The 20,807-nt window shown below is 65.1% G+C and carries 23 protein-coding genes; 10 read left to right on the top strand and 13 right to left on the bottom strand.

From position 1 onward, the window contains the following. Window position 1: 1 nt before the first annotated feature. The 4 genes from OE856_RS08060 to OE856_RS08045 form a co-directional block, all read right to left on the bottom strand. Window positions 2–238: a DUF4170 domain-containing protein gene (locus OE856_RS08060; protein ID WP_263715570.1), complete on the bottom strand. Its 237-nt coding sequence runs from the start codon at window positions 236–238 to the stop codon at window positions 2–4. Window positions 239–303: 65 nt separating this feature from the next. Then, window positions 304–1,074 carry a 3'(2'),5'-bisphosphate nucleotidase CysQ gene (locus OE856_RS08055; RefSeq protein ID WP_318527633.1) on the bottom strand — a complete coding sequence of 257 codons (771 nt, stop codon included), beginning with the start codon at window positions 1,072–1,074 and terminating at the stop codon, window positions 304–306. Then, window positions 1,067–2,413 (bottom strand): TldD/PmbA family protein, encoded by a 1,347-nt coding sequence (locus OE856_RS08050; RefSeq protein ID WP_263715748.1) that lies wholly within the window; start codon window positions 2,411–2,413, stop codon window positions 1,067–1,069. The genes OE856_RS08055 and OE856_RS08050 overlap by 8 nt, the downstream gene beginning before the upstream one ends. Window positions 2,414–2,510: 97 nt before the next feature. Continuing rightward, complete coding sequence (locus OE856_RS08045; protein ID WP_263715568.1) at window positions 2,511–4,037, bottom strand: DUF2125 domain-containing protein; 1,527 nt, start codon at window positions 4,035–4,037, stop codon at window positions 2,511–2,513. Between the two features lie 97 nt (window positions 4,038–4,134). Here OE856_RS08045 and OE856_RS08040 point away from each other — a divergent pair, with 97 nt between their 5' ends. After that, the gene (locus tag OE856_RS08040; protein ID WP_263715567.1) at window positions 4,135–4,887 is read left to right on the top strand and encodes an SDR family oxidoreductase; all 753 of its coding nucleotides are present in this window, start codon (window positions 4,135–4,137) and stop codon (window positions 4,885–4,887) included. Then, window positions 4,887–5,504: an enoyl-CoA hydratase/isomerase family protein gene (locus tag OE856_RS08035; protein WP_263715566.1), complete on the top strand. Its 618-nt coding sequence runs from the start codon at window positions 4,887–4,889 to the stop codon at window positions 5,502–5,504. Before OE856_RS08040 ends, OE856_RS08035 begins: the two co-directional genes overlap by 1 nt. Here OE856_RS08035 and OE856_RS08030 read toward each other — a convergent pair. Continuing rightward, window positions 5,501–5,794: an HNH endonuclease gene (locus OE856_RS08030; protein ID WP_263715565.1), complete on the bottom strand. Its 294-nt coding sequence runs from the start codon at window positions 5,792–5,794 to the stop codon at window positions 5,501–5,503. The two genes, OE856_RS08035 and OE856_RS08030, sit on opposite strands and share 4 nt — an antisense overlap. A gap of 38 nt (window positions 5,795–5,832) precedes the next feature. Between OE856_RS08030 and OE856_RS08025 the strand changes: the two genes are divergently transcribed. Then, window positions 5,833–7,008: a TIGR03862 family flavoprotein gene (locus OE856_RS08025; protein ID WP_263715564.1), complete on the top strand. Its 1,176-nt coding sequence runs from the start codon at window positions 5,833–5,835 to the stop codon at window positions 7,006–7,008. Here the strand turns inward: OE856_RS08025 and OE856_RS08020 are convergent. The 5 genes from OE856_RS08020 to OE856_RS08000 form a co-directional block, all read right to left on the bottom strand. Then, window positions 6,978–7,574: a glutathione S-transferase family protein gene (locus OE856_RS08020; protein ID WP_263715563.1), complete on the bottom strand. Its 597-nt coding sequence runs from the start codon at window positions 7,572–7,574 to the stop codon at window positions 6,978–6,980. The two genes, OE856_RS08025 and OE856_RS08020, sit on opposite strands and share 31 nt — an antisense overlap. 60 nt (window positions 7,575–7,634) lie before the next feature. Then, window positions 7,635–8,654, bottom strand: coding sequence for a DNA polymerase III subunit delta (holA, locus tag OE856_RS08015; protein WP_263715562.1), 1,020 nt, complete (start codon window positions 8,652–8,654; stop codon window positions 7,635–7,637). Next, on the bottom strand, window positions 8,651–9,148 hold the full coding sequence (lptE, locus tag OE856_RS08010) for an LPS assembly lipoprotein LptE (protein WP_263715561.1): 498 nt from the start codon (window positions 9,146–9,148) through the stop codon (window positions 8,651–8,653). Before lptE ends, holA begins: the two co-directional genes overlap by 4 nt. After that, window positions 9,135–11,795, bottom strand: a complete 2,661-nt coding sequence (leuS, locus tag OE856_RS08005; protein ID WP_263715560.1) for a leucine--tRNA ligase — start codon at window positions 11,793–11,795, stop codon at window positions 9,135–9,137. The genes lptE and leuS overlap by 14 nt, the downstream gene beginning before the upstream one ends. Before the next feature lie 78 nt (window positions 11,796–11,873). Continuing rightward, window positions 11,874–12,410, bottom strand: a complete 537-nt coding sequence (locus OE856_RS08000) for a DUF3576 domain-containing protein (protein ID WP_263715559.1) — start codon at window positions 12,408–12,410, stop codon at window positions 11,874–11,876. Between the two features lie 249 nt (window positions 12,411–12,659). Here OE856_RS08000 and OE856_RS07995 point away from each other — a divergent pair, with 249 nt between their 5' ends. Further along, window positions 12,660–13,511 carry a porin gene (locus tag OE856_RS07995; RefSeq protein WP_263715558.1) on the top strand — a complete coding sequence of 284 codons (852 nt, stop codon included), beginning with the start codon at window positions 12,660–12,662 and terminating at the stop codon, window positions 13,509–13,511. A 92-nt stretch (window positions 13,512–13,603) separates the two neighbouring features. After that, window positions 13,604–14,251, top strand: a complete 648-nt coding sequence (locus OE856_RS07990; RefSeq protein ID WP_263715557.1) for a YggS family pyridoxal phosphate-dependent enzyme — start codon at window positions 13,604–13,606, stop codon at window positions 14,249–14,251. Here OE856_RS07990 and OE856_RS07985 read toward each other — a convergent pair. Further along, complete coding sequence (locus tag OE856_RS07985) at window positions 14,248–14,745, bottom strand: L,D-transpeptidase family protein (protein WP_263715556.1); 498 nt, start codon at window positions 14,743–14,745, stop codon at window positions 14,248–14,250. The two genes, OE856_RS07990 and OE856_RS07985, sit on opposite strands and share 4 nt — an antisense overlap. Further along, window positions 14,742–15,833 carry a GTP cyclohydrolase II gene (gene ribA / locus OE856_RS07980; protein WP_263715555.1) on the bottom strand — a complete coding sequence of 364 codons (1,092 nt, stop codon included), beginning with the start codon at window positions 15,831–15,833 and terminating at the stop codon, window positions 14,742–14,744. The genes OE856_RS07985 and ribA overlap by 4 nt, the downstream gene beginning before the upstream one ends. Before the next feature lie 163 nt (window positions 15,834–15,996). On the opposite strand from ribA, the gene OE856_RS07975 reads away from it, so the two are divergent. The 5 genes from OE856_RS07975 (at window position 15,997) to OE856_RS07955 (ending at window position 19,507) form a co-directional block, all read left to right on the top strand. After that, window positions 15,997–16,683 carry a response regulator transcription factor gene (locus OE856_RS07975; protein WP_263715554.1) on the top strand — a complete coding sequence of 229 codons (687 nt, stop codon included), beginning with the start codon at window positions 15,997–15,999 and terminating at the stop codon, window positions 16,681–16,683. A 201-nt stretch (window positions 16,684–16,884) separates the two neighbouring features. After that, the gene (locus OE856_RS07970; RefSeq protein WP_263715553.1) at window positions 16,885–17,673 is read left to right on the top strand and encodes an exodeoxyribonuclease III; all 789 of its coding nucleotides are present in this window, start codon (window positions 16,885–16,887) and stop codon (window positions 17,671–17,673) included. A gap of 69 nt (window positions 17,674–17,742) precedes the next feature. Continuing rightward, entirely contained in the window at window positions 17,743–18,657 is a 915-nt protein-coding gene (trxA, locus tag OE856_RS07965) for a thioredoxin (RefSeq protein WP_263715552.1), read from the top strand. Window positions 18,658–18,683: 26 nt separating this feature from the next. Next, window positions 18,684–19,328 carry an LON peptidase substrate-binding domain-containing protein gene (locus tag OE856_RS07960; RefSeq protein ID WP_263715551.1) on the top strand — a complete coding sequence of 215 codons (645 nt, stop codon included), beginning with the start codon at window positions 18,684–18,686 and terminating at the stop codon, window positions 19,326–19,328. Further along, the gene (locus OE856_RS07955; RefSeq protein WP_263715550.1) at window positions 19,325–19,507 is read left to right on the top strand and encodes a Trm112 family protein; all 183 of its coding nucleotides are present in this window, start codon (window positions 19,325–19,327) and stop codon (window positions 19,505–19,507) included. The genes OE856_RS07960 and OE856_RS07955 overlap by 4 nt, the downstream gene beginning before the upstream one ends. On the opposite strand, the gene OE856_RS07950 is transcribed toward OE856_RS07955, so the two are convergent. Continuing rightward, the gene (locus OE856_RS07950) at window positions 19,504–20,766 is read right to left on the bottom strand and encodes an FAD-dependent monooxygenase (RefSeq protein ID WP_412174872.1); all 1,263 of its coding nucleotides are present in this window, start codon (window positions 20,764–20,766) and stop codon (window positions 19,504–19,506) included. The genes OE856_RS07955 and OE856_RS07950 overlap by 4 nt on opposite strands. Window positions 20,767–20,807 lie beyond the last annotated feature (41 nt).

Here is a 20,807-nt window from a genome sequence, read left to right as displayed (position 1 = left end):
ATCAGCCGGCGTCGGCGCTGGTTTCGGCCTCTTCGTCGCGCAGGCGGTGCAGGTGGGCGATGAAATAGCGGGTATGGGCGTCATCGACGGTGCGCTGGGCTTCGGCCTTCCAGGCGTCATAGGCGGTGGCGTAGTCGGGGAAGATGCCCACGACGTGAATATTATCGACATCCTTGAAAACGGTCTTGGTCGGGTCGACAAGCTCGCCCCCAAACACCAGATGCAGTCGCTGCGCCATGGATTCTTTCTCCTGTAGGTCGTTCGCGGGCAATCTAGACCACGCTGCGCCGCCGCGAAAGGGGCTTAGGTCAGGCGGTCGATGATCTGGCGATGGATGGCCGCGTTGCCCGCCACCACCCCGCCCGAGGCCGGGTGCGGGGTGTTGAAGCTAAGCGGGTTGCCCTTGCGGTCGCTGATCACGGCGCCGGCTTCGGTCAGGATCAGCGCGCCAGCGGCAATATCCCAATCCCAGCTGTCGCGGATGGTGACCATGGCGTCATAGCGGCCCTCGGCCACCAGGCACAGGCGATAGGCCAGCGAGGGGCGCAGGTTGCGGCCGACCTTGGGCGCGCGGTCCTGCCAGAAACGCGGCTCCATTGCGGGGCGGGCGACCAACAGCTCGGCGCCCTCCAGATCAGCGCGGGTGCCGGTGGCGATCGGGGTGCCGTTCAGCGCCGCGCCGCCGCCAAGGCTGGCGGTATAGAGCTTGTCGCGCAGCGGCAGGAACACCACCGCGGCCTTGACCTCGCCCTGATCGACCACGGCCAGCGAATGGGCAAAGGTGCGGTCGCCGCTCATATAGGCGCGGGTGCCGTCGATGGGATCGACCACAAAGATGCGCCGGTTGCGCAGGCGTTCCGGGCTGTCGGCGGTTTCCTCGGACAGCCAGCCGTAATCGGGGCGCGCCGCCAGCAGGGTGTCGCGCAGCATGGTGTCGACGGCTATATCGGCCTCGGTCACGGGGCCCTGGTGGTCGGGCTTGTGCCAGACCTTGGGCGACTTGCGCCAATAGCGCGCGGCGATATGCCCGGCCTCATGCGCAGCGTCGATCAGAAGGGTCAGGTCGTCAGTCACCGGCAAGCGTCAGCCCCTCGACCAAAAGGCTGGGCACCTGGCGCGACAGGTGGGTGCGGGCATCGTTCGCGGGGATGATGCCGCGCAGCATGTCGCGCAGGTTGCCGGCGATGGTGCATTCGTTCACCGGATAGGTGATCTGGCCGTTTTCCACCCAGAACCCGCTGGCGCCGCGTGAATAATCGCCGGTGTTGGGGTTGATCGTGCTGCCGATCATCGAGGTCACAAGCAGCCCGGTGCCCATCTCGCGCAGCAGGTCGTCGCGGCTGTGCGTGCCCGGTGTCAGCATCACGTTCGACACCGAGGGCGACGGCGGCGCCGAGACCCCGCGCGAGGCGTTGCCGGTGCTGGTCAGGCCCAGCTTGCGTGCTGTGGCCAGATCCAGCGTCCAGCTTTTCAGAACGCCGTTCTCGACGATGGCGCGGCGGCGGGTGGGCAGGCCCTCGCCGTCGAAGGGTTTGCTGGATGACAGGCGCGGGGCCAGCGGATCGTCGATCAGCGACAGATGCGCGGGCAGCACCTGTTCGCCCATCGCATCGCGCAGCCAGGACGCGCCGCGCGCGATGGCGGTGCCGTTGATGGCGCCCAGCAGATGCCCGATCAGCGAGCTGGCGATGCGTTCGTCGAACAGCACCGGATAGGCGCCGGTCTTGGGCTTGCGGGCACCGGCGCGGGCAATGGTGCGTTCGGCGGCGATGCGGCCGATCAGCTCGGCATCGGGCAGGTCGGCCTGGTGGATGCGGCTTTCGCCGTAATAGTCACGTTCCATCTGGCCGCCGGTACCGGTGATGGCGACGACGGACATGGCGCGGTTGCTGCGGGCATAGCCGCCGGCAAAGCCGTTGCTGGCCGCCAGGTGCAGCGCGCGGCGGCCATAGCCGGCCGAGGCCGATTGCACCTGGCTGATGCCATCCACCGCAAGGGCGGCGGCCTCGGCGCGGGCGGCATCGTCTTGCAAGGCGGCGGGGTCGGGCTCGGGGCTGTGGTCGCAGATTTCCAGCGCGTCCAGATCCCAGGCGCGTGCCAGATCGGCGGGGTCGGCCAGCCCGGCGGTGTCATCCTCGGGCGCCTCGCGGGCCATGGCGACGGCGCGTTCGGCCATCTCGGTGATGGTCTGGGCGCGGGTATCCGAGGCCGAGACGCAGGCCTGCCGGGTGCCGATCAGCACGCGCAGCCCGATATCGGTGCCCTCGGACCGTTCGGCATGTTCCAGCGCGCCATGGCGCACGTCGATTGACAGCGAGGTGCCGCTGACGGCCATCGCGTCGGCGGCATCGGCACCGGCCTTGCGCGCGGCGTCCAGCAGTTGTGTTGTCAGAGAGGAAAGACGTTCCGACATGGGGGCCATAATTTGTGTTCCCACAGCACCTAAAACGCGAAACTGCCCCGTGCAAGCTTCACGGGGCGGTTTTCTGGTTGGTTTGGGCGTTTGGCCCTTATTTCAGGCGCTGCCCGTTGGCCAGAACCTGGCCGTCGGGCTTGACGGTGATTTCCGACACCATGGTGTCTTCGCCGTCGCCGGGGCGGGCAAAGAGGCCCATCATCATGCGCATGCCCATGACCTGATCTTCGGGCACCAGGCCCATGGCGACCAGCGTATCCAGCAGGGTGTTGCCGCCCACCAGCTTGAGGTTCAGCGTGCCGTCGGGCGCAGGCGTGCCGTTGAAGGTGGTCAGGTCGGTGTTGTCAAAGGTAAAGCCGCCCTTGCCGGTCAGCGAGGCGCCGGCCACGGTCAGTTCCAGATCGTTCACGTTCAGCTCGTGCAGTTCGCCCGGAGGGCCCTGCATGGTTTTGGCTTCGTCCTGATCGAACAGGTTGATGGCCCAGTTGCCCTTGCCCGCCAGGTCGATCACCAGGTTGACCGGGTCATGCGGCAGCTGGCCGGCGGGATCGAACAGGCCCCACAGGTCTTCGCTGATGGTCAGGCCGCGCAGCGCGGTGAGGAAGGTGAAATCCTGCGGCTCGTCGCCTTTGGCCAGCGGCATCTGGATGTTGAAATCGGTCTCGGCCAGGCCGAACGCCACCATCGGCAGCGGGATGTTCGAGCCCGAGGCAGAGATCGACGTGTCGCGATAGGTGTTGCGATAGCTCACCACGCCGCCGACCAGGCCGAAATCGATCAGGCCGCTGGCAACCGAGGCATTCACCTGGCCGGTTTCCATCTTGTCGGCGAAATCAATCGCCATGGTCACGGCGCCGTGGGTCAGCGTGCCGGTGGTGTCCAGGCCGGCCTCGACCATCGCACCGAAATCGGTGGGGTCGACGTTTTCGGGCATGGTGGCTTTCGACGCGCTGGCGACATCGGCGATGGTCAGCTCAAGGTTCAGGTGGCCCTCTTTCTCGGCGCCCTCTTCGGCGGGCGGAGTGGCCTTGACGGTGGCATCGGCGCTGGACAGCGACATTTCCGACTTGGTCAGGATCATCCCGCCATTGGGGGTCATCTCATAGGCGCCGTCGAGGTCGTTGAGGGTGCCGCTGATCTTGGCATCGACCTTCTCGCCATCGACGGTCAGGCTGCTGACATCCAGCTCGATCTTGCCGAACTCGTAGGTCATCTTCATCGCTTCGCGGCTGCCGCTGGCAATGATATCTGCGTCGGATTGGGTGACGTCGATGACGATCTCGACCTTCTCGCCATCTTCGGGCGCCACGTTGACCAGCATCTGATAGCTGTCGGGGCTGTTGATCTCGACCGAACCGTTACGCTTTTCTTCCAGGGTCATGGTGCCCAGCGGAACGGTGACGGTGGTGCCTTCGTCATCGATATAGGTCAGAACGGTGTCGTTGACGGTCAGCGTGTCGCCCTTTTGGCTCAGGGTGCCGGTCAGCGTTTCATTCGACATCGCGGCCATGCGAACCATGTTGTCCCAGACTTCCTGGGCGGTCACATCCGCAAGGGCCATCTGCCCGGCAAAAAGCCCCGCCATCAGCGACGCGGACGAAACCATGTTGCGATAAAGCATAACAAACCTTTCCATAAGCAAACTTTGGCGACACCTTCTGCTTTCACGCGGGGGGGGTCAAGGGCATGATGCAGGTTGAATCTAATCGGGAGGAACCATGCCGAAGATGCAGGGAAAGACGGTCATGATCACGGGCGCGAGCCGCGGTATCGGGGCCGAGGCCGCGCGGGTATTCGCGGGCGAGGGGGCGAATGTGGTGCTGCTGGCGCGCAGTGGCGGCGCCATCGGCGAACTGGCGGCCGAGATCGGCGAGCGTGCGCTGGCGCTGACCTGCGACGTGGCCGATTTCGGCGCGGTGCAGGGGGCGGTGAATGCCGCGCGTCAGGCCTTTGGCGGGGTTGACGTGCTGATCAACAATGCCGGCGTGATCGAGCCGATCTCGCTGTTGGGCAAGGCCGATCCGGCTGAATGGGCGCATCTGATCGACATCAACCTCAAGGGCCCGTTCAACGGCATGCGCGCGGTTCTGCCGGGGATGCTGGCGGCGGGAGGTGGCACGATCATCACCGTCAGCTCTGGCGCGGCGCATAACGCGCTGGAAGGTTGGAGCGCCTATTGCAGCTCGAAAGCGGGCGCGGCGATGCTGACCCGCTGTCTCGACAAGGAATACCGCCGTCGCGGCATCCGCGCGATGGGCCTGTCTCCGGGCACCGTCGCCACCCAGATGCAGCGCGAGATCAGCGCCAGCGGGATTAATCCGGTCAGCCAGCTTGACTGGAGCGCGCATATCCCCCCTCTATGGCCCGCGCGCGCGCTGCTGTGGATGTGCGGCCCCGAGGCCGACGACATGATCGGGCAGGAAATCGCGTTGCGTGACGAAGACATAAGGAAACGTGTGGGGCTGATCTGATGATCGAACTGGAAAAGACCGAAACGCGCTGGACGATCACGATCAACCGGCCCGACAAGGCAAATTCGCTGACCAAGGACATGTTGTGCCAGATCGAAACGCTCGCGTCCGAGGCCGACATGGCGCGGGTGCCGGTGCTGGTGCTGACCGGCACGGGCAAGGTGTTTTCCGCCGGGGCCGATCTGGACGAGGCGCGCGCCGGTCTGGCCACTGACGGGGTGTGGGAACGGCTGTCGGGGCGTCTGGCGTCGCTGAACAGCCTGACGATCTGTGCGCTGAACGGCACCTTGGCGGGGGGCGCGTTCGGCATGGCCCTGGCCTGTGACCTGCGGATCGCCGTGCCCGGCGCCAAGTTCTTTTACCCGGTGATGAAGCTGGGCTTTCTGCCGCAGCCCTCTGATCCGGGGCGGCTGGTGGCGCTGGTTGGGCCTGCGCGGGCCAAGATGATCTTGATGGGCGCGGCCAAGCTGACCACGGACGAGGCGCTGTCATTCGGCCTGGTCGATCGCGTCGTCGCCCCCGAGGATCTGGCCGCGGCGGTGGATGAGCTGGCCCAGGCCGCCGAGGCAGGCCCCGCCGATGTGCGCGTCGCCATCAAGCATATGTGCCACGCCTAGGGCCGGCGACGCGGCCCCGGCGTTTTCGAATGAAAGGTCGCCGGGCGCCCGGCCACCCAGCGGATGAATTTTTCCAGCCGCGGGTGGCTGCGCAGCGCCTCGATGGTGTTATAGCTGCGGGCCAGTTCGGTTTCGGAAAGCGTGGCGTGGATTTCATTGTGACAGATCTGATGCAGCAACACCGTCGGCCCGCCCTTGCCGCCGCGCAGGCGCGGGGTCAGGTGGTGCTGGCTTTGTTGCGCCTCCGCCGGGATGGGGCGGCCGCACAGCGGGCAGGTCGGGTCGGTCATGCCGGGCAGAATGGGGCCGCGCGCGGCGCGGGGCAAGCATGAGCGCGCAGGTGCTGATCATCGGCGCCGGCCCGGCGGGGCTGATGGCGGCGGATGTGTTGTCGGCGGCCGGGGCGCGGGTCACGCTGGCCGAGGCCAAGCCCTCGGTCGGGCGCAAGTTCCTGATGGCGGGCAAGTCGGGGCTGAACCTGACCAAGGACGAACCGCTGCCCAATTTCGTCGCCGCCTATGGCCCCGAGGGTTCGCATCTGCGCCCGATGCTGACCGCATTTGGCCCCGAGCAGGTGCGGGACTGGGCGCGGGGTCTGGGCCAAGAGGTGTTCACCGGATCGTCGGGCCGGGTGTTTCCGAGCGTGATGAAGGCCTCGCCGCTGTTGCGCGCCTGGATGGGGCGGCTGGCGGCGCAGGGCGTGCGGGTCGAAACCCGGTGGAAATGGCGCAGTTGGGCCGGAACAGAGACTGTTTTTGACACGCCTGCGGGTGAGATCCACCTGACGCCCGATGCGACGATCCTGGCGCTGGGCGGGGCCAGCTGGGCGCGGTTGGGCTCGGACGGGGCCTGGGTTGAGGCGCTGCGTGATCACAGCCCGCTGGCGCCGTTTCAGCCGGCCAATATGGGATTCGTGGTGCCGTGGTCGGACCCGATGCGCAAACAGTTCGGCCAGCCGGTCAAGGGCACCGAGCTGATCGCGGGCGCGCGTCGGGTGCGGGCGGAATATGTGATTTCGGCGCGCGGGCTAGAGGGCGGCGGCATCTATGCCGTGTCGCGTGACCTGCGCGAGGGCGCGGATCTGGCCATCGACCTGATGCCCGACTGGCCCGCCGACAAGATCGCCGCCCGGCTGGCGCGACCGCGCGGCAAGGCCAGCCTGGGCAACCATCTGCGCAAGGCTCTGGGCCTTGATCCGGTGCGGCTGGCGCTGTTGCTGGAATTCGGCCGCCCCCTGCCCGAAGGCGCGGATTTGGCCGGGTTAGTCAAACATCTGCCGGTGCACCACGCCGGCCCGCGCCCGATTGACGAGGCGATTTCGACCGCGGGCGGGGTGATGTGGGACGGGCTGACGCCGGGGCTGGAACTGCGTGACAAGCCGGGCGTCTGGTGCGCCGGAGAGATGCTGGACTGGGAGGCACCCACGGGCGGCTATCTGCTGACCGCCTGCCTGGCGACGGGGCGCTGGGCGGCTCAGGACGTGGCGCGGGCGATCATGCGCTGATAGGCCGGGCGCGCGGTCATGCGGTTCATGTAATCGACCAGGGCCGGATGCTCGACCGGGAAATTGGCGTTGGTGGCCCAGCTGAGGCAATGGGTGGCGATGATATCGGGCACGGTCATTTCGCTGCCCATCAAGAATTTCCCATCGCCCAGACGCCGGTTCAAGGTGTCCATGCTGCGGGCGAATTCCCAGCGCAGGCTGTCCTTGACCGCGGGCATGCGCCGTTCTTCGGGCAAGACAAAGGTGTGGCGCGCGGCGGTCCATAGGGTGCCGTCGACCTCATCCAGCAGGAAATGGGTCATGCTGTCCTGTTTGGCGCGGGCGAATGTGCCCGCCGGATAGGTCAGCGATTTGTGGGTATCGGCCAGGAACGACAGGATCGCGGTCGAATCGATCAGCGTGCCGCCATCGCAGATCAGCACCGGCACCTTGCCCGACGGGTTCACCGCCAGCGCATCATCCGAGCGCGGGCCGGAGTTGACGTTGGAATAGGGCAGGCCCAGTTCTTCGAGCATCCACAGCACGCGCAGGGTGCGGCTTTTGAGGTTTCCGATGACCTGATACATGCCGTGTCCTTTGTTGGTTTCGCCCCATCTGACCCGGCGGAACAGATTCCCGCAAGGGTTTTAGCGACGCGCCATCGAGGCCAGCCGTAGCAGCGTGCGTTCAACCACCGCCATTGCCGGCGCGCGCGAGGTCGAGCGCAGTTGCAGATCGGTGTCGGTCAGTTGCGCCAGCGCCTGTTCCAGCCGCGCCATGCCCCAGCTTGACGCCTGCCGCGCCATGCGGTCGCGGCGCGGGCCGAAAACCGGCGGGCGCAGGCGGGCGATGCCGGACGACACCCCGCCCGGATCGGCGGCGGCGGCATGCAGGGCGCGGAAATGGCGGGTGGCGCCGATGCACAGGCTGACCGGGGTTATGCCCTGGCTTTCCAGCTTGCCGATCAGCGGACCAACCTCGCCGGTGCGGCCCTCGGCGACGACGTGCAGAACGTCGTCCATATCGGCCTCGGTCGAGCTGGGCGCGCAGGCGGCAACATCCTCGGCGGTGGCGGGGGTGCTGTCCTGAAATTTGTAAAGAGACAGTTTTTCAAGGGTTTGCCGGAAATCTCCCGGGTCGATCTCACGCGACAGGGCGGTCAGCGCGGCCATGGCGTCGGCATCGGGCCGCACCCCGGCGCGGGTCAGTTCGGCCTCGATCTCCTCGCGCGAGGGCGGGTCGTCATAGATGCCGGCGGCATAGGCGTTGGGGTGGGTCTCGAATATCTTGCGCAGCGCCGATTTGGCGGTCAGCTGCTTGGCGGTGACGATCACCTGCGCATCGCCCTCTTGCCAATCCTCGATCGCGGCCTTGATCGTGGGGGCCAGCGCATCGGTGGCGTCTTCGACAAAGGCCACGCGCGGGCCGGGGAAAAAGCTTTGTGCCTTGATGGCGTCGGACAGGGCGGCGGGGTCTGACCGCAGTTCGGAGGCGTTGATCCGGGTCAGGCGCATTTCCTCTTCGCCCTGGGGACCGATCAGCGCGGCGATGACCTCTTGGCGTTTCAGGGCCACGCGCATGGCGTCGGCGCCGAATATCAGCAGACCCATCCGGTTTGGCTCGGGCCGGGCGAAATAGCGGTTCGCGTCGCGGCCGGTCAGCTTCACGGGGTCAGCCCCCCCGCGGCACCCAACAGGCGGGTGACGACCTGATCGGCCAGGATCACCATCAGCCGTTCATGGGCATCCTGTTCGGCGGTCAGGGTCGAGACCGTGGTGCCCGTTGCCGAATACCCGGTGTAGCTGTCGACCGCGCCCGAAAGGGCCACCGCACCGCTGCGCCGGTCGGTCAGGGTGAATTCGACCTTGCCCAACAGGTGATAGCGCAGCGCGTCGTCATTGGCGTTGATGGCCAGGGCCTCGGTGTCGACCGTCAGTTTATAGGACAGATCGTAAACCGGGGTTTGCGGGCGCCCAAGACGTTGTTCGAACCTGGTAACCAGATGATATTCATCGCGATTTTTTGGATCGGCCGCGCGCACGGTGCCGCGCAGCGCCTCTGCCGCGCCGCCGGTGCCATAGACCGGCTCAAACCCGCAGGCTGCCAGAGCCGGCAGGCCGGCCAGCAGGGTCAGGAATGCGCGGCGGTCAGATGACGACATTGATGATGCGGCCCGGAACAACGATCAGTTTTTTCGGGGCGCCGCCATTCAGCGCCTTGACCACAGCATCATGCGCAAGGGCCAGCTTTTCAACCTCTTCCTTGGGCATGTCCTTGGGCACGCTGATTTCCGCCTTGCGCTTGCCGTTGATCTGGATCGGCAGGGTCACGGTATCCTCGACCAGCATCGCGGGGTCGGCCTTGGGCCAGGGGGCGTCGGCGATCAGGCCTTCGCCGCCCAGCAGCGCCCAGATTTCCTCGGACAGGTGCGGGGTCATGGGCGACATCAGCTGCGCCATCATCAGCATCGCATGACGACGCGCATCGGCACCGGCCTTGGATTTCTGGATGGTATTGGCCAGGCCATACAGCTGGGCGATCGAGGTGTTGAAGCCAAAGCTTTCGATGCCCATCGTGACGTTGTGAATGGCCTTGTGCAGGGCGCGCAGCAGGTCTTCGTCGCCCTCGCCTGCGCCGCTCTGCGCGGCGATGTCATTGGCCATGCGCCAGACGCGACCCAAGTGTTTATAGGCCGCTTCGGCGCCCGAGGCCGTCCATTCGACATCACGCTCCGGCGGGCTGTCGGACAGCACAAACCAGCGCGCGGTATCGGCGCCATAGGCGCTGATGATGTTGACCGGGTCGACCACGTTCTTTTTCGATTTCGACATCTTGGCCGAGGGGATGATCTCGACATCGGAGAATGCGCCATCGGCATTCGTAACCTTCTTCAGGTTGTCGAGAGCCACTTGCATATTGAGTTGGAAGTTCTCGCTCGAGAGTCCTTGTTCTTTGGCCTCCGACTTCAGAATGGCACGGCGTTGCCCGTCGAGGTCTGAGAACGTCAAAACGTCCTCGGGCAGGTGATAGACCGGGCGGCCGTTTTCGTCGCGGGTCAGATAAATCTCATGCGTGACCATGCCCTGGGTAAACAGAGCATTGAACGGCTCGATCGCCTTTTTCGGCAGGTGGCCGGTGATCTGCATCGCACGGGCAAAGAAGCGCGAATAAAGCAGGTGCAGAATCGCGTGTTCGATGCCGCCGATATACTGGTCGACGTTCATCCAGTATTCGACATCCTCGGCGCTGGTGGGCGTGGTGGCGCGCGGCGCGGTAAAGCGGGCGTAGTACCAGCTGCTGTCCACGAACGTGTCCATCGTGTCGGTTTCGCGCCGGGCGTCGGCGCCGCATTGCGGGCAGGTGCAGTTGCGCCAGGTCGGGTGACGGTCAAGCGGGTTGCCGGGCTTGTCAAAGGTCACGTCCTTGGGCAGCTCGACCGGCAGGTTTTCCTTGGCCTCGGGCACCACGCCGCAGCTTTCGCAGTGGATCACCGGAATCGGGCAGCCCCAATAGCGTTGGCGCGACAGGCCCCAGTCGCGCAGGCGGAATTTGGTCACGCCATGGCCCACGCCCTGGGATTCGCAGAAATCGATGGCGGCGTTCACCGCGTCTTCGCCGGTTTGCAGGCTGTCGCCCGCGAATCCGCGAACATAGCGCACCTTTTCCGATTTCAGCGGCACATAGGCCTCGGTCGGGTCGATGCCGGCGTTTTCGGGCTCGAACACGGGGGTGATCGGCAGGGCGTATTTGGTCGCGAATTCGAAATCGCGCTGGTCATGGGCCGGGCAGCCGAAAACTGCGCCGGTGCCGTAATCCATCAGGATGAAGTTGGCGATGTAGACCGGCAGTTCCCAAGCGTTGTCAAAGGGATGACGCACACGGATGCCGGTGTCATAGCCCAGCTTTTCGGCGGTTTCGATCGCCTCTTCGGTGGTGCCACCACGGCGGCATTCGGCGGTGAAGGCGGCGATTTTCTCGTCATGGGCCTCGAGATGTTTGGCCAGCGGGTGATCGGGCGAGATGCCGACGAAAGACGCGCCCATCAGCGTGTCGGGGCGGGTGGTGTAGACCTCGATCCGATCATGGCCGTCGGGGGCATCGACGGTCGAGAACGCAAATTGCAGGCCGCGCGATTTGCCGATCCAGTTGCGCTGCATCAGCTTGACCTTTTCGGGCCAGTCATCCAGCCCGTCGAGGGCCGACAGCAGTTCCTCGGAGAACTCGCTGATCTTGAAGAACCATTGCGTCAGCTCGCGCCGTTCGACCAGCGCGCCCGAGCGCCAGCCGCGCCCGTCTTCGACCTGTTCGTTGGCCAGCACGGTCATATCGACCGGGTCCCAGTTCACCACGGCGTTTTTGCGATAGACCAGGCCCTTGTCCATCATGTCGATGAACATGGCCTGCTGCTGGCCGTAATATTCGGGGTCGCAGGTGGCCAGTTCGCGGCTCCAGTCGATGGACAGGCCCAGCGGTTTCATCTGGTCGCGCATGTCGGCGATGTTCTTGTAGGTCCAGTCGCCCGGATGCACGCCTTTTTCCATGGCGGCGTTTTCGGCGGGCATGCCGAACGCATCCCAGCCCATCGGGTGCAGAACCGAGAACCCGCAAGACGACTTATACCGCGCGACCACGTCGCCCATGGTGTAGTTGCGCACATGGCCCATGTGGATGCGCCCCGACGGGTAGGGGAACATTTCCAGGACATAGTATTTTTCCTTGGCCGGATCGCGGGTGGCGGTGAATGTGCCGGCCTTATCCCAGGCGGCTTGCCATTTGGGCTCGATCTCGCGGGGCTCAAAACGGGACATGTTTCTTGGTCCTTGTCAGTCAAACGCCGGGCGCAATGGCCCGGCGTGGTCATAGTCGTGCGGCGCGGGGCCGTAAAGTCAGAGCTTGCCGTCGCGCACCCGCAACTGGCGGGCGCGGGTCAGAATCGCATCTTCGACGGCGCGCACGGTCGAGGCCGCAACCGGGCCAGACTTGGTGGCCATGGCCAGTTTCAGCGCGCGCGCATCCAGCGAGGGATCCTGCACATAGACGGTGGCGCGATAGGCGCGGCCGCCGCCCGGCGGGGTGCCATAGCCGGTGACGATCACGCCCGAGAACGGATCGATCGATTCGACCGGCAGAAAGCTGAGAACCTCGAGCGAGGCCTGCCAGAGGTATCTGTTCACCTCGACCGTGGTGTTGGGATTGTCGGCATTATTGAACAGATCCCAGATGGTTTCGCGATTGCGGTCCTCGTATCCAGCCAGGTTCTGGCGCTGCAGCTCCAGCTCGGCCTCGCGTTCGGGGGTGGTCGCGGTCGGCTGTTTGCGGCCGCCGAACAGGCCGCTGTCGCCGCTGCCAATGCCGCCGCAACCGGTCAAGCTGGCGGTTGCCAGCGCCATCGCGGTAATGCGCATGAGTCTCTTCAAGGTCATGGGATGCTGCCCCTGTAAGTTCTAGCTGATCTCTAGCCGAGGGGTGGGGCGGGAACAAGGATTTTCCCATACCGGCCTATATATAGCGGTATAGGGTGGCATGCTGCGGTGTGGCAAAGGTGCATCATTTGCATCGCCAATCAGATCGGGCTGGCCGGTTTTGTTGCATTTGGTCCGGCAAAGAGCGACACAGCAGCATACTCAGCTCACATCGGGTTGAGGTCACCTTTTAATGAATGAGGGAAAACCATGAAAAAGGTTCTCTTTGCCACCACCGCGCTGATCGCGACTGCTGGCATCGCTTCCGCCGAAGTGAAACTGAGCGGCATGGGCACCATGGGTGTTCTGGACGTCGAAGGCGCTGACGCCATCATCTATCACAACGTCGACCTGTACGTGAACATGTCGGGCGAAACCGACAACGGTCTGTCGTTCTCGGCTTTCATCGAATACGATGAAAACGAAGACGCCGCCAACCTGGCGAAAGCTGGCTCGGGCGTTTCGGACGGTTCGTGGGTTTCGGTTTCGGGCGCTTTCGGCACCCTGACCCTGGGTAACACCGACGGTGCCCTGGACAAGCGCATCACCGAAGTTCACCGCATCATCGGTCTGGACTACGAACTGTGGGGCGGCTACGTCGACAACAGCGACAACCAGAACATCCTGCGCTACGACTACCAGTTCGGCGACTTCGGCTTCTCGGCCTCGTACGCTGATTTTGACGACGCCACCGGCGTTGGCATCAACTGGTCGGGCGACCTGGGCGGCATGGGTGCCTCCTTCGGTCTGGCCTACGAAGATTCGGACCTGGGCGACCTGACCGCTGTGTCGGCTGGCCTGTCGATGGACGCCTTCGAAGTTCGCACCGCCTACTGGGAAGGTGACAACAACGGCGACACCGAGCAGTGGGACGTTTCGGCCCAGTACTCGGCTAACGGCCTGACCGTTGGCGCCAACTACCTGATGAACGATGTCGCCGACACCGACGACTACACCGTGTTCGTCACCTACGACCTGGGCGGCGGCGCCACCCTGCTGGCTCAGACCGGTGAGCGTAACGACGTGACCACCACTGCTGCTGGTATCTCGCTGAAGTTCTAATCTGAACTCAGTCTGATTAAGGGAAGAGCGGGCCTTGTGCCCGCTCTTTTCTTTTTGCTACCCCGGTCGCAGCAACAGTCACGAGGTGCGCCATGGGCTTGACCGATATCCAAAGCAAAATCGCCAAGGCCGAATCCGACGCGGGACGCGATGCGGGGGCGGTAACGCTGATTGCCGTGTCCAAGGTGCAACCTCTGGAACGCGTCGAAGAGGTGCTGCAACAAGGCCACCGCGTGTTCGGCGAAAACCGCGTGCAAGAGGCCGAGGGCAAGTGGCCGGCCTTCAAAGAACGGTTCGACGGGGTGCAACTGCACCTGATCGGCCCGCTGCAAAGCAACAAGGTGCGCCCTGCGCTGGAACTGTTCGACGTGATCCACACGGTCGATAGCGAAAAACTGGCCCGGCGGATCAAGATGATCGGCGACGAGATCGGCCGCCATCCCAAACTGTTCATTCAGGTCAACACCGGCGACGAATCGCAAAAGGCGGGTGTCGCGCTGGGCGAGGTCGATGACCTTGTGGCGCTGTGCCGAGAGTTGGGCCTGCCGCTGGTGGGGCTGATGTGCATCCCGCCCGTCGACGAGGAACCCAGCCTGCATTTCGCCCTGCTGGCCAAGATCGCCGCGCGCAACCGGCTGGCTGGTCTGTCGATGGGCATGAGCGACGATTTCGAACGCGCCGTGGCGCTGGGCGCGACCCATGTGCGGGTGGGCAGCGCGATTTTCGGGCAGCGCGGCTAGGGCCGCACGATCATCCGGCTGCCCGGCGGCATGTTCTGCGCGACCCACAGCAGGGTGGGGCGGTCAAAGGCCACGCAGCCTTCGGTCGGGTAACGCGGCCGGCGCCATTGATGCAGAAAGATGGCCGAGCCGCGCCCCGGCACCGCGTCGGGCCAGTTCCAGTCGGTGATCATCACCATGTCATACAAGGGATCGGCGCGGCGCAGGCGTTCGTGGCTGGCGGCATAGGGCGCGCGCACGAGGTGGTTATAGGCCGGGTCGGCCCCGTCATCCGACCACAGATCGCGCGGGCCGATCGGCATGGCCCAGGGCGTGGGGCGGGTAATGCGGTCGGGCCGATAGAGCAGCCCGACGATGCGATGCGAGCCCACCGGCGTGGCGCCGTCGCCCTCGCGCTTGTCGGTGCGGATGCCGCCGCGACCGATGGCGCAGGGCAGGGTGTGGCCTAACAGCCGCGCGCCCTGGCGTGTGACGACCAGATCGGCCGGTGTCACAGCAGATGCCCCGATTTCGCGGCCTTGGTGGCCAGGTAGGCCTCGTTATGCTTGCCCTTGCCGACGCGCAGCGGCACGCGTTCGGCCACGTCAATGCCGTTGGCCTGCATCATCGCGACCTTGGCGGGGTTGTTGGTCATTAGCCGCACGACGCCAAACCCCATCTCGCGCAGAATGGCGGCGCCGATGCGGAAATCGCGCTCGTCATCCTCGAAGCCCAGCCGGTGGTTGGCCTCGACCGTGTCGAACCCCTGATCCTGCAAGGAATAGGCGCGCATCTTGTTGGCCAGGCCGATGCCCCGGCCCTCTTGGTTGAGATACAGCAGCACACCCGCGCCCTCGGCCCCCATCTGGGCCAGCGCGGCGCGCAGTTGCGGCCCGCAGTCGCATTTCAGGCTGCCCAGAAGGTCGCCGGTGAAACAGGCCGAATGCAGCCGCGACAGAACTGGCGCGTCGCGGGGCGGGTCGCCGATCTCGATTGCGTAATGTTCCTCGCCGCCGTCCTCGGGGCGGAAGATATGCAGGCGGCCGGCCTCGGAGACCTGCAGGGGCACGCGGGCATGGACGATTTCATGCAGCGGGCTGGTTTCGGCCAGCAGGTCGCGGGTGGTGGCAAGGTTCAGCAGCGTCAGCCCATGCTGCGCGGCAAACCCCCAAGGATCGTCAATATCACAGCCGATCACCGCCGGCAGCATCCGCGCCGATTTCACCGCGCTGATCGCCGCGCGGTGCAGGGCCGCGTCAGAATCGCGATAGCATTTGAACGGGCCCTTCATGGGTGTGCGCAGGTCGTCGGCGGGGTCGGCCACGGCCTGCACCCAGCCGGCATCGGCATCGCCGGGCACGGCCAGCCGCGCGATATCGCCGTCATAGGCGCGCGCCTTTAGGGTTTCGGCCCGGCGCGCGGTGATGGTCAGCATCAGCGGGCGACCCAATGCGCGCAGATCGGTCAGCCGTTCGGGTGTCAGCGTCTCGGCGCCCATGCACAGCAACCCGGCCGTGCCCTCGGCCAGCACCACGGGCACGCCCATGCGCAGGTCGGCGCGGGCGCGGGCTAGGGTTTCGACAGGGGCGGGGCCAAGGCTCATGCGGGGTTCCGGCTGTAACAGTGTTTCAAGGCTTTAGCCTGTTTGAAGGGAAATATGAAACAAAACGCGGGTATGCCACACGCTTGCGTGAGAATATTGCAGCAAATCTTGTCGGCGGCGTGTGTTCCCACAATTTTGAACCCAGCAACCAAGGAGGGCCACGATGGGCAATCTCAAGAAAATCCTGCTGGTAGACGATGATGACGACCTGCGCGAGGCGCTGAGCGAACAGCTGGTCATGACCGAAGATTTCGACGTGTTCGAGGCCGCCAGCGGCGCGGGCGCGATGGAGAAGGCGAAAGAGGCGCTGTATGATCTGGTGATCCTCGACGTGGGTCTGCCCGATACCGATGGCCGCGAGCTGTGCCGCCTGATGCGCAAGCAGGGTGTGAAATGCCCGATCCTGATGCTGACCGGCCATGACAGCGATGCCGACACGATTCTGGGCCTTGATGCCGGTGCGAATGATTACGTGACCAAGCCGTTCAAGTTTCCGGTGCTGCTGGCCCGCATCCGCGCCCAGCTGCGCCAGCACGAACAGTCCGAGGACGCCGTGTTCCAGCTGGGGCCGTATACCTTCAAGCCCTCGATGAAGATGCTGATCACCGAAGACGAGAAAAAGATTCGTCTGACGGAAAAGGAAACCAACATCCTGAAATATCTCTATCGCGCCTCCGAGGGCGTGGTGCCGCGCGATGTGCTGCTGCACGAGGTCTGGGGATATAACGCGGGTGTCACCACGCACACGCTGGAAACCCACATCTATCGCCTGCGCCAGAAGATCGAGCCCGACCCGTCGAATGCCCGCCTGCTGGTGACGGAATCGGGTGGCTATCGGCTGGTGGCCTGACGCCACATTGTTGCCCGAAAGATGGGCAATACTGAAATCAGGCCGCGGATTGTTGCGACCTAGTTTCTCTTGTCACGCTATCCTCCAGCGTGACGACCTCCCTGTTGGACTGACCCGGGTTTCGTGCCCGGGTCTTTTTTCGCGGGTTGAGGCCGTGGCGGCCCGCGCCTAGGTTGGGCGAGACATCTGCCGGAGAGCCCCATGCCCTTTACCATCGCCACCTGGAACATCAATTCCGTGCGCCTGCGCGAACCGATCGTGTGCAAGCTGTTGCAGGAAGAGGCACCCGACATCCTGTGCCTTCAGGAATGCAAGTCGCCGGTCGACAAGATCCCGACCGAACAGTTCGCCGCTCTGGGCTATCAGCACATGGTTGCCCGTGGGCAAAAGGGTTACAACGGCGTCGCGATCCTGTCGAAACTGCCGATCCGCGATGTGGGCGACCGTGACTTTGCCGATCTGGGCCATGCCCGCCACGTGGCGGGGCAGCTGGAAAACGGGGTGACGATCCACAATTTCTATGTGCCCGCCGGGGGCGATGTGCCCGACCGCGAGGTGAACGAGAAATTCGGGCAAAAGCTGGATTACCTGACCGGCATGCGCGACTGGTTTCATGGCGAACGGCCCGAGAAATCGATCCTGGTGGGCGATCTCAACATCGCCCCGCGCGAGGATGATGTCTGGAACCACAAGCAGCTGTTGAAGATCGTCAGCCACACCCCGATCGAGGTTGACCATCTGGGCGAGACCCAGGATGCCGGGGGCTGGGTCGATATCACACGGCAGGACATCCCCGAGGGGCAGCTGTATTCATGGTGGTCCTATCGCGCGCGCGACTGGGATGAGGCCGACAAGGGCCGGCGCCTTGATCACATCTGGGCCACGGGCGACATTTCCAACGCCGGGCATGGCTCGCGCGTGCTGCGGGCGGCTCGGGGCTGGGAAAAGCCCAGCGACCACGCGCCGGTCTTTGCGACATTCGATCTGTGACTTGCCCCTTGGGTTTTGCCCAAAACGCGCACATATAGGGCGCAAACGTCTTAAACCACGAGGACGACGATGCTTGAATTCGGTGCAAATGCTGCCGCTGCCCCCGCCGGGGATCTGATCAAAGACATTTCCGAGATGACCTTCATGCAGGATGTCGTCGAGGCCAGCCAGGACGTGCCGGTGATCGTCGATTTCTGGGCGCCCTGGTGTGGCCCGTGCAAATCGCTGGGTCCGGCGCTGGAAAAGGCTGTGACCGAGGCCGGTGGCAAGGTGCGCATGGTCAAGGTCAACGTGGACGAGAACCAGCAGATCGCCGGCCAGATGCGGGTGCAGTCGATCCCGACCGTTTATGCCTTCTATCAGGGGCAGCCGGTCGACGGGTTCCAGGGCGCGCTGCCCGCGTCGGAACTCAAGGCCTTTATCGATCGCGTCGCCGCTGCGGCGGGGGATGAGGGCGACGGGCTGGCCGAGGCTGTCGAGGCTGCCGAGGCCATGCTGGCCGAGGGTGCCGTGGATGATGCCGCCCAGACCTTTGCCGCGATCCTGGGCGAAGATCCCCTGAATGCCGCCGCCTATGGCGGGCTGGTGCGCGCGCATCTGGCGCTGGGCGAGCTGGATCAGGCGCTGGCCCTGCTGGACAATGCCCCCGACGAGATCGCCAAGGCGCCCGAGCTGGAAGCCGCACGCGCCCAGGCTGCGCTGGCCCGGCAGGCGCAGGATGCCGGCCCCGTGGCCGAGCTGCGCGCCGCGGTCGAGGCCGATCCGGCCGACCTTCAGGCCCGGTTCGACCTGGCCCAGGCGCTGCATGCGGCGGGCGAGGTGCAAGAGGCCGTGGACCAGTTGCTGGACCTGTTCCGCCGCGACCGCGAATGGAACGACGGCGCGGCGCGTGCACAGCTGTTCACGATCTTCGATGCGCTCAAGGCCAATGACCCGATCGCGCTGAACGGCCGGCGGAAACTATCGTCGATGATATTTGCCTGATCGCCGGGCTGCGCTAGGTTAGGGGCATGTTTCCTGCTGCTGATCTGCCCGCGACCATTCCGGTCTTTCCCTTGCCCGGGGCGCTGTTGCTGCCCCGCGCCAAGCTGCCGTTGCATATATTCGAGCCGCGCTACCTGGCGATGCTTGAGGATGTGCTGAAAACCCGGCATCGGCTGATCGGGATGATCCAGCCCCGCCCGGTGCCGAAAGGGGCCGAGAAAAAGCTGCACTCGATCGGCTGTGCGGGCCGGATCACGGCGTTTTCCGAAACCGAGGACGGGCGCTATATGATCACCCTCACCGGCGTGTCGCGGTTTCGAATGATCGAACAGGTCGAAGGGTTTGCGCCCTATATCCGCGCGCGGATCGGCTGGGACGGGTTCGCCCGCGACCTGGGCGCGGCCGAGCATGACGCCGGGTTTGACCGCGAGACGTTCCTGCCGCTCTTGTCGCGCTATTTCGCCGATCGGCAGCTGTCGACCGATTGGGACAGTCTGAAAGACGCCGATGACGAAATGCTGATCAACGCGCTTTCGATGCTGTGCCCGTTCTCGGTCGAGGATAAACAGGCCCTGCTAGAGGCGCCCACCCTGACCGAGCGGCGCGAGACCATGACAACCCTGATCGAATTCGCCCTGCGCGGCGGATCAAACGAAGAGATGATGCAATGAGCGACCAACCCGCCTTTGACCGCCGCATGCTAGAGGCGCTTGTCTGCCCCGTGACGCATGGCGTTCTCAGCTATGATGCCGAAAAGCAGGAACTGGTGTCCAAGGCCGCGCATCTGGCCTTTCCCATCCGCAACGGCATTCCGATCATGCTGGTCGACGAGGCGCGCGAGATCGACTAGATCCGCCGTCCCTGCATCAGGCGGGGCAGGTCGCCCGACAGGCCGGCGGCCTCGCGGATGAATTTGCGACGCAGGCCGGGCATGGCATTGACCACGCCCATCCCCACATCGCGCAGCCCGCGCAGGATGGGATTGTCGTTCGAAAACAGCTTGTTGAACCCGTCGGTGGCCAGGGCCAGCGTGGCCGTGTCCCAGCGCCGCCAGGCTTGATAGCGATCCAGCACGTTGATGGTGCCGATGTCTTCGCCGCGGCGGTGAGCGTCGACCAGAACCTCGGCCAGGGCACCGACATCGCGCAGGCCCAGGTTCAGCCCCTGACCGGCAATCGGGTGCACGCCATGGGCCGCGTCGCCGACCAGCGCCAGCCGGTCTTTGACGAACGCATTGGCCAGCGTCAGGTTCAGCGGATAGCTGAAGCGCGCGCCTTCCAGGTGGATCTCGCCCAGGAAATCACCGAACCGCGGGCGCAGGGCGTCCAGGTATCCCGCGTCGTCCAGCGCTGCGATCTCGGCGGCGCGGGCGTGGGTTTCGCTCCAGACGATGGACGATTTGTTGCCCGGCAGCGGCAGGATGGCCAGCGGTCCGGGCGGCATGAAAAACTGATGCGCGATGCCGTTATGGGGCTTTTCGTGGCCGATGGCGCAGACCAGCGCGGTCTGGCCGTAATCCCAGCCGGTGCGCCCGATACCCGCGCGCTGGGCGGTGCCGCTTTTGCGCCCGTCACAGCCGACCAGCACCCGCGCGGTCAGGCTGCGCCCCGAGGCCAGCGTGACGGTGGCGCCGGTGGCGGTGATCTCCTGCGCGGTGACGGTTTCGCCCGACACTTGCGTGATGCGCGGCTGGGCCTCCATCGCGTCCAGAAAGGCGCGGCGCAGATAGCGATCTTCGACCATGTAACCCATCGGGCCTTCTTCGATCTCGGCATGGTCGAATTCCAGCATGAAAGGCGACGGCCCTTCGCCCGCGCGCCCGTCTGTGACCTTGATCTCAAGGATCGGCTGGGCGTGATCGGCGACCGCGCCCCAGACGCCCACCGCGCGCAGCAACCGCTGCGACGCCAGCGCCAGCGCATAGCCGCGCCCGTCAAAGTCATCGCCCTGACGTGCCGCCAGGGGCAGCGCGTCGATCACGGTGACATCCAGCCCGCCCTCGGCCAGGGCCAGCGCAAGGGCCGGGCCGTTCAGCCCTCCGCCCACGATCACAACGTCGGAATCATAAGTCATGCCAAGCAATATGCCGCCACGGGCGGGATTGTCCATGCGCCCACGTGTCGCTAGCGTGAGGCAAAAGCGGAGGGCAT

Origin of the sequence: Actibacterium sp. XHP0104, assembly GCF_025751515.1 — a bacterium.
GTDB lineage: Bacteria > Pseudomonadota > Alphaproteobacteria > Rhodobacterales > Rhodobacteraceae > Actibacterium_D.
The sequence above is the reverse complement of the archived record's forward strand: the minus strand, read 5'-3'. Positions and strand labels throughout refer to the sequence as shown.

Coding starts and splice junctions, on each gene's coding strand:
- OE856_RS07975 (WP_263715554.1), top strand. CDS start 15,997: ATGGGCAATCTCAAGAAAATCCTGCTGGTAGACGATGATGACGACCTG.
- OE856_RS08040 (WP_263715567.1), top strand. CDS start 4,135: ATGCCGAAGATGCAGGGAAAGACGGTCATGATCACGGGCGCGAGCCGC.
- trxA (WP_263715552.1), top strand. CDS start 17,743: ATGCTTGAATTCGGTGCAAATGCTGCCGCTGCCCCCGCCGGGGATCTG.
- OE856_RS08035 (WP_263715566.1), top strand. CDS start 4,887: ATGATCGAACTGGAAAAGACCGAAACGCGCTGGACGATCACGATCAAC.
- OE856_RS07990 (WP_263715557.1), top strand. CDS start 13,604: ATGGGCTTGACCGATATCCAAAGCAAAATCGCCAAGGCCGAATCCGAC.
- OE856_RS08020 (WP_263715563.1), bottom strand. CDS start 7,574: ATGTATCAGGTCATCGGAAACCTCAAAAGCCGCACCCTGCGCGTGCTG.
- OE856_RS08060 (WP_263715570.1), bottom strand. CDS start 238: ATGGCGCAGCGACTGCATCTGGTGTTTGGGGGCGAGCTTGTCGACCCG.
- OE856_RS08000 (WP_263715559.1), bottom strand. CDS start 12,410: ATGACCTTGAAGAGACTCATGCGCATTACCGCGATGGCGCTGGCAACC.
- lptE (WP_263715561.1), bottom strand. CDS start 9,148: ATGTCGTCATCTGACCGCCGCGCATTCCTGACCCTGCTGGCCGGCCTG.
- OE856_RS08030 (WP_263715565.1), bottom strand. CDS start 5,794: ATGACCGACCCGACCTGCCCGCTGTGCGGCCGCCCCATCCCGGCGGAG.
- OE856_RS07995 (WP_263715558.1), top strand. CDS start 12,660: ATGAAAAAGGTTCTCTTTGCCACCACCGCGCTGATCGCGACTGCTGGC.
- ribA (WP_263715555.1), bottom strand. CDS start 15,833: ATGAGCCTTGGCCCCGCCCCTGTCGAAACCCTAGCCCGCGCCCGCGCC.
- OE856_RS08045 (WP_263715568.1), bottom strand. CDS start 4,037: ATGCTTTATCGCAACATGGTTTCGTCCGCGTCGCTGATGGCGGGGCTT.
- OE856_RS08050 (WP_263715748.1), bottom strand. CDS start 2,413: ATGTCGGAACGTCTTTCCTCTCTGACAACACAACTGCTGGACGCCGCG.
- OE856_RS07955 (WP_263715550.1), top strand. CDS start 19,325: ATGAGCGACCAACCCGCCTTTGACCGCCGCATGCTAGAGGCGCTTGTC.
- leuS (WP_263715560.1), bottom strand. CDS start 11,795: ATGTCCCGTTTTGAGCCCCGCGAGATCGAGCCCAAATGGCAAGCCGCC.
- OE856_RS07970 (WP_263715553.1), top strand. CDS start 16,885: ATGCCCTTTACCATCGCCACCTGGAACATCAATTCCGTGCGCCTGCGC.
- OE856_RS08025 (WP_263715564.1), top strand. CDS start 5,833: ATGAGCGCGCAGGTGCTGATCATCGGCGCCGGCCCGGCGGGGCTGATG.
- OE856_RS07960 (WP_263715551.1), top strand. CDS start 18,684: ATGTTTCCTGCTGCTGATCTGCCCGCGACCATTCCGGTCTTTCCCTTG.
- OE856_RS07950 (WP_412174872.1), bottom strand. CDS start 20,766: ATGGACAATCCCGCCCGTGGCGGCATATTGCTTGGCATGACTTATGAT.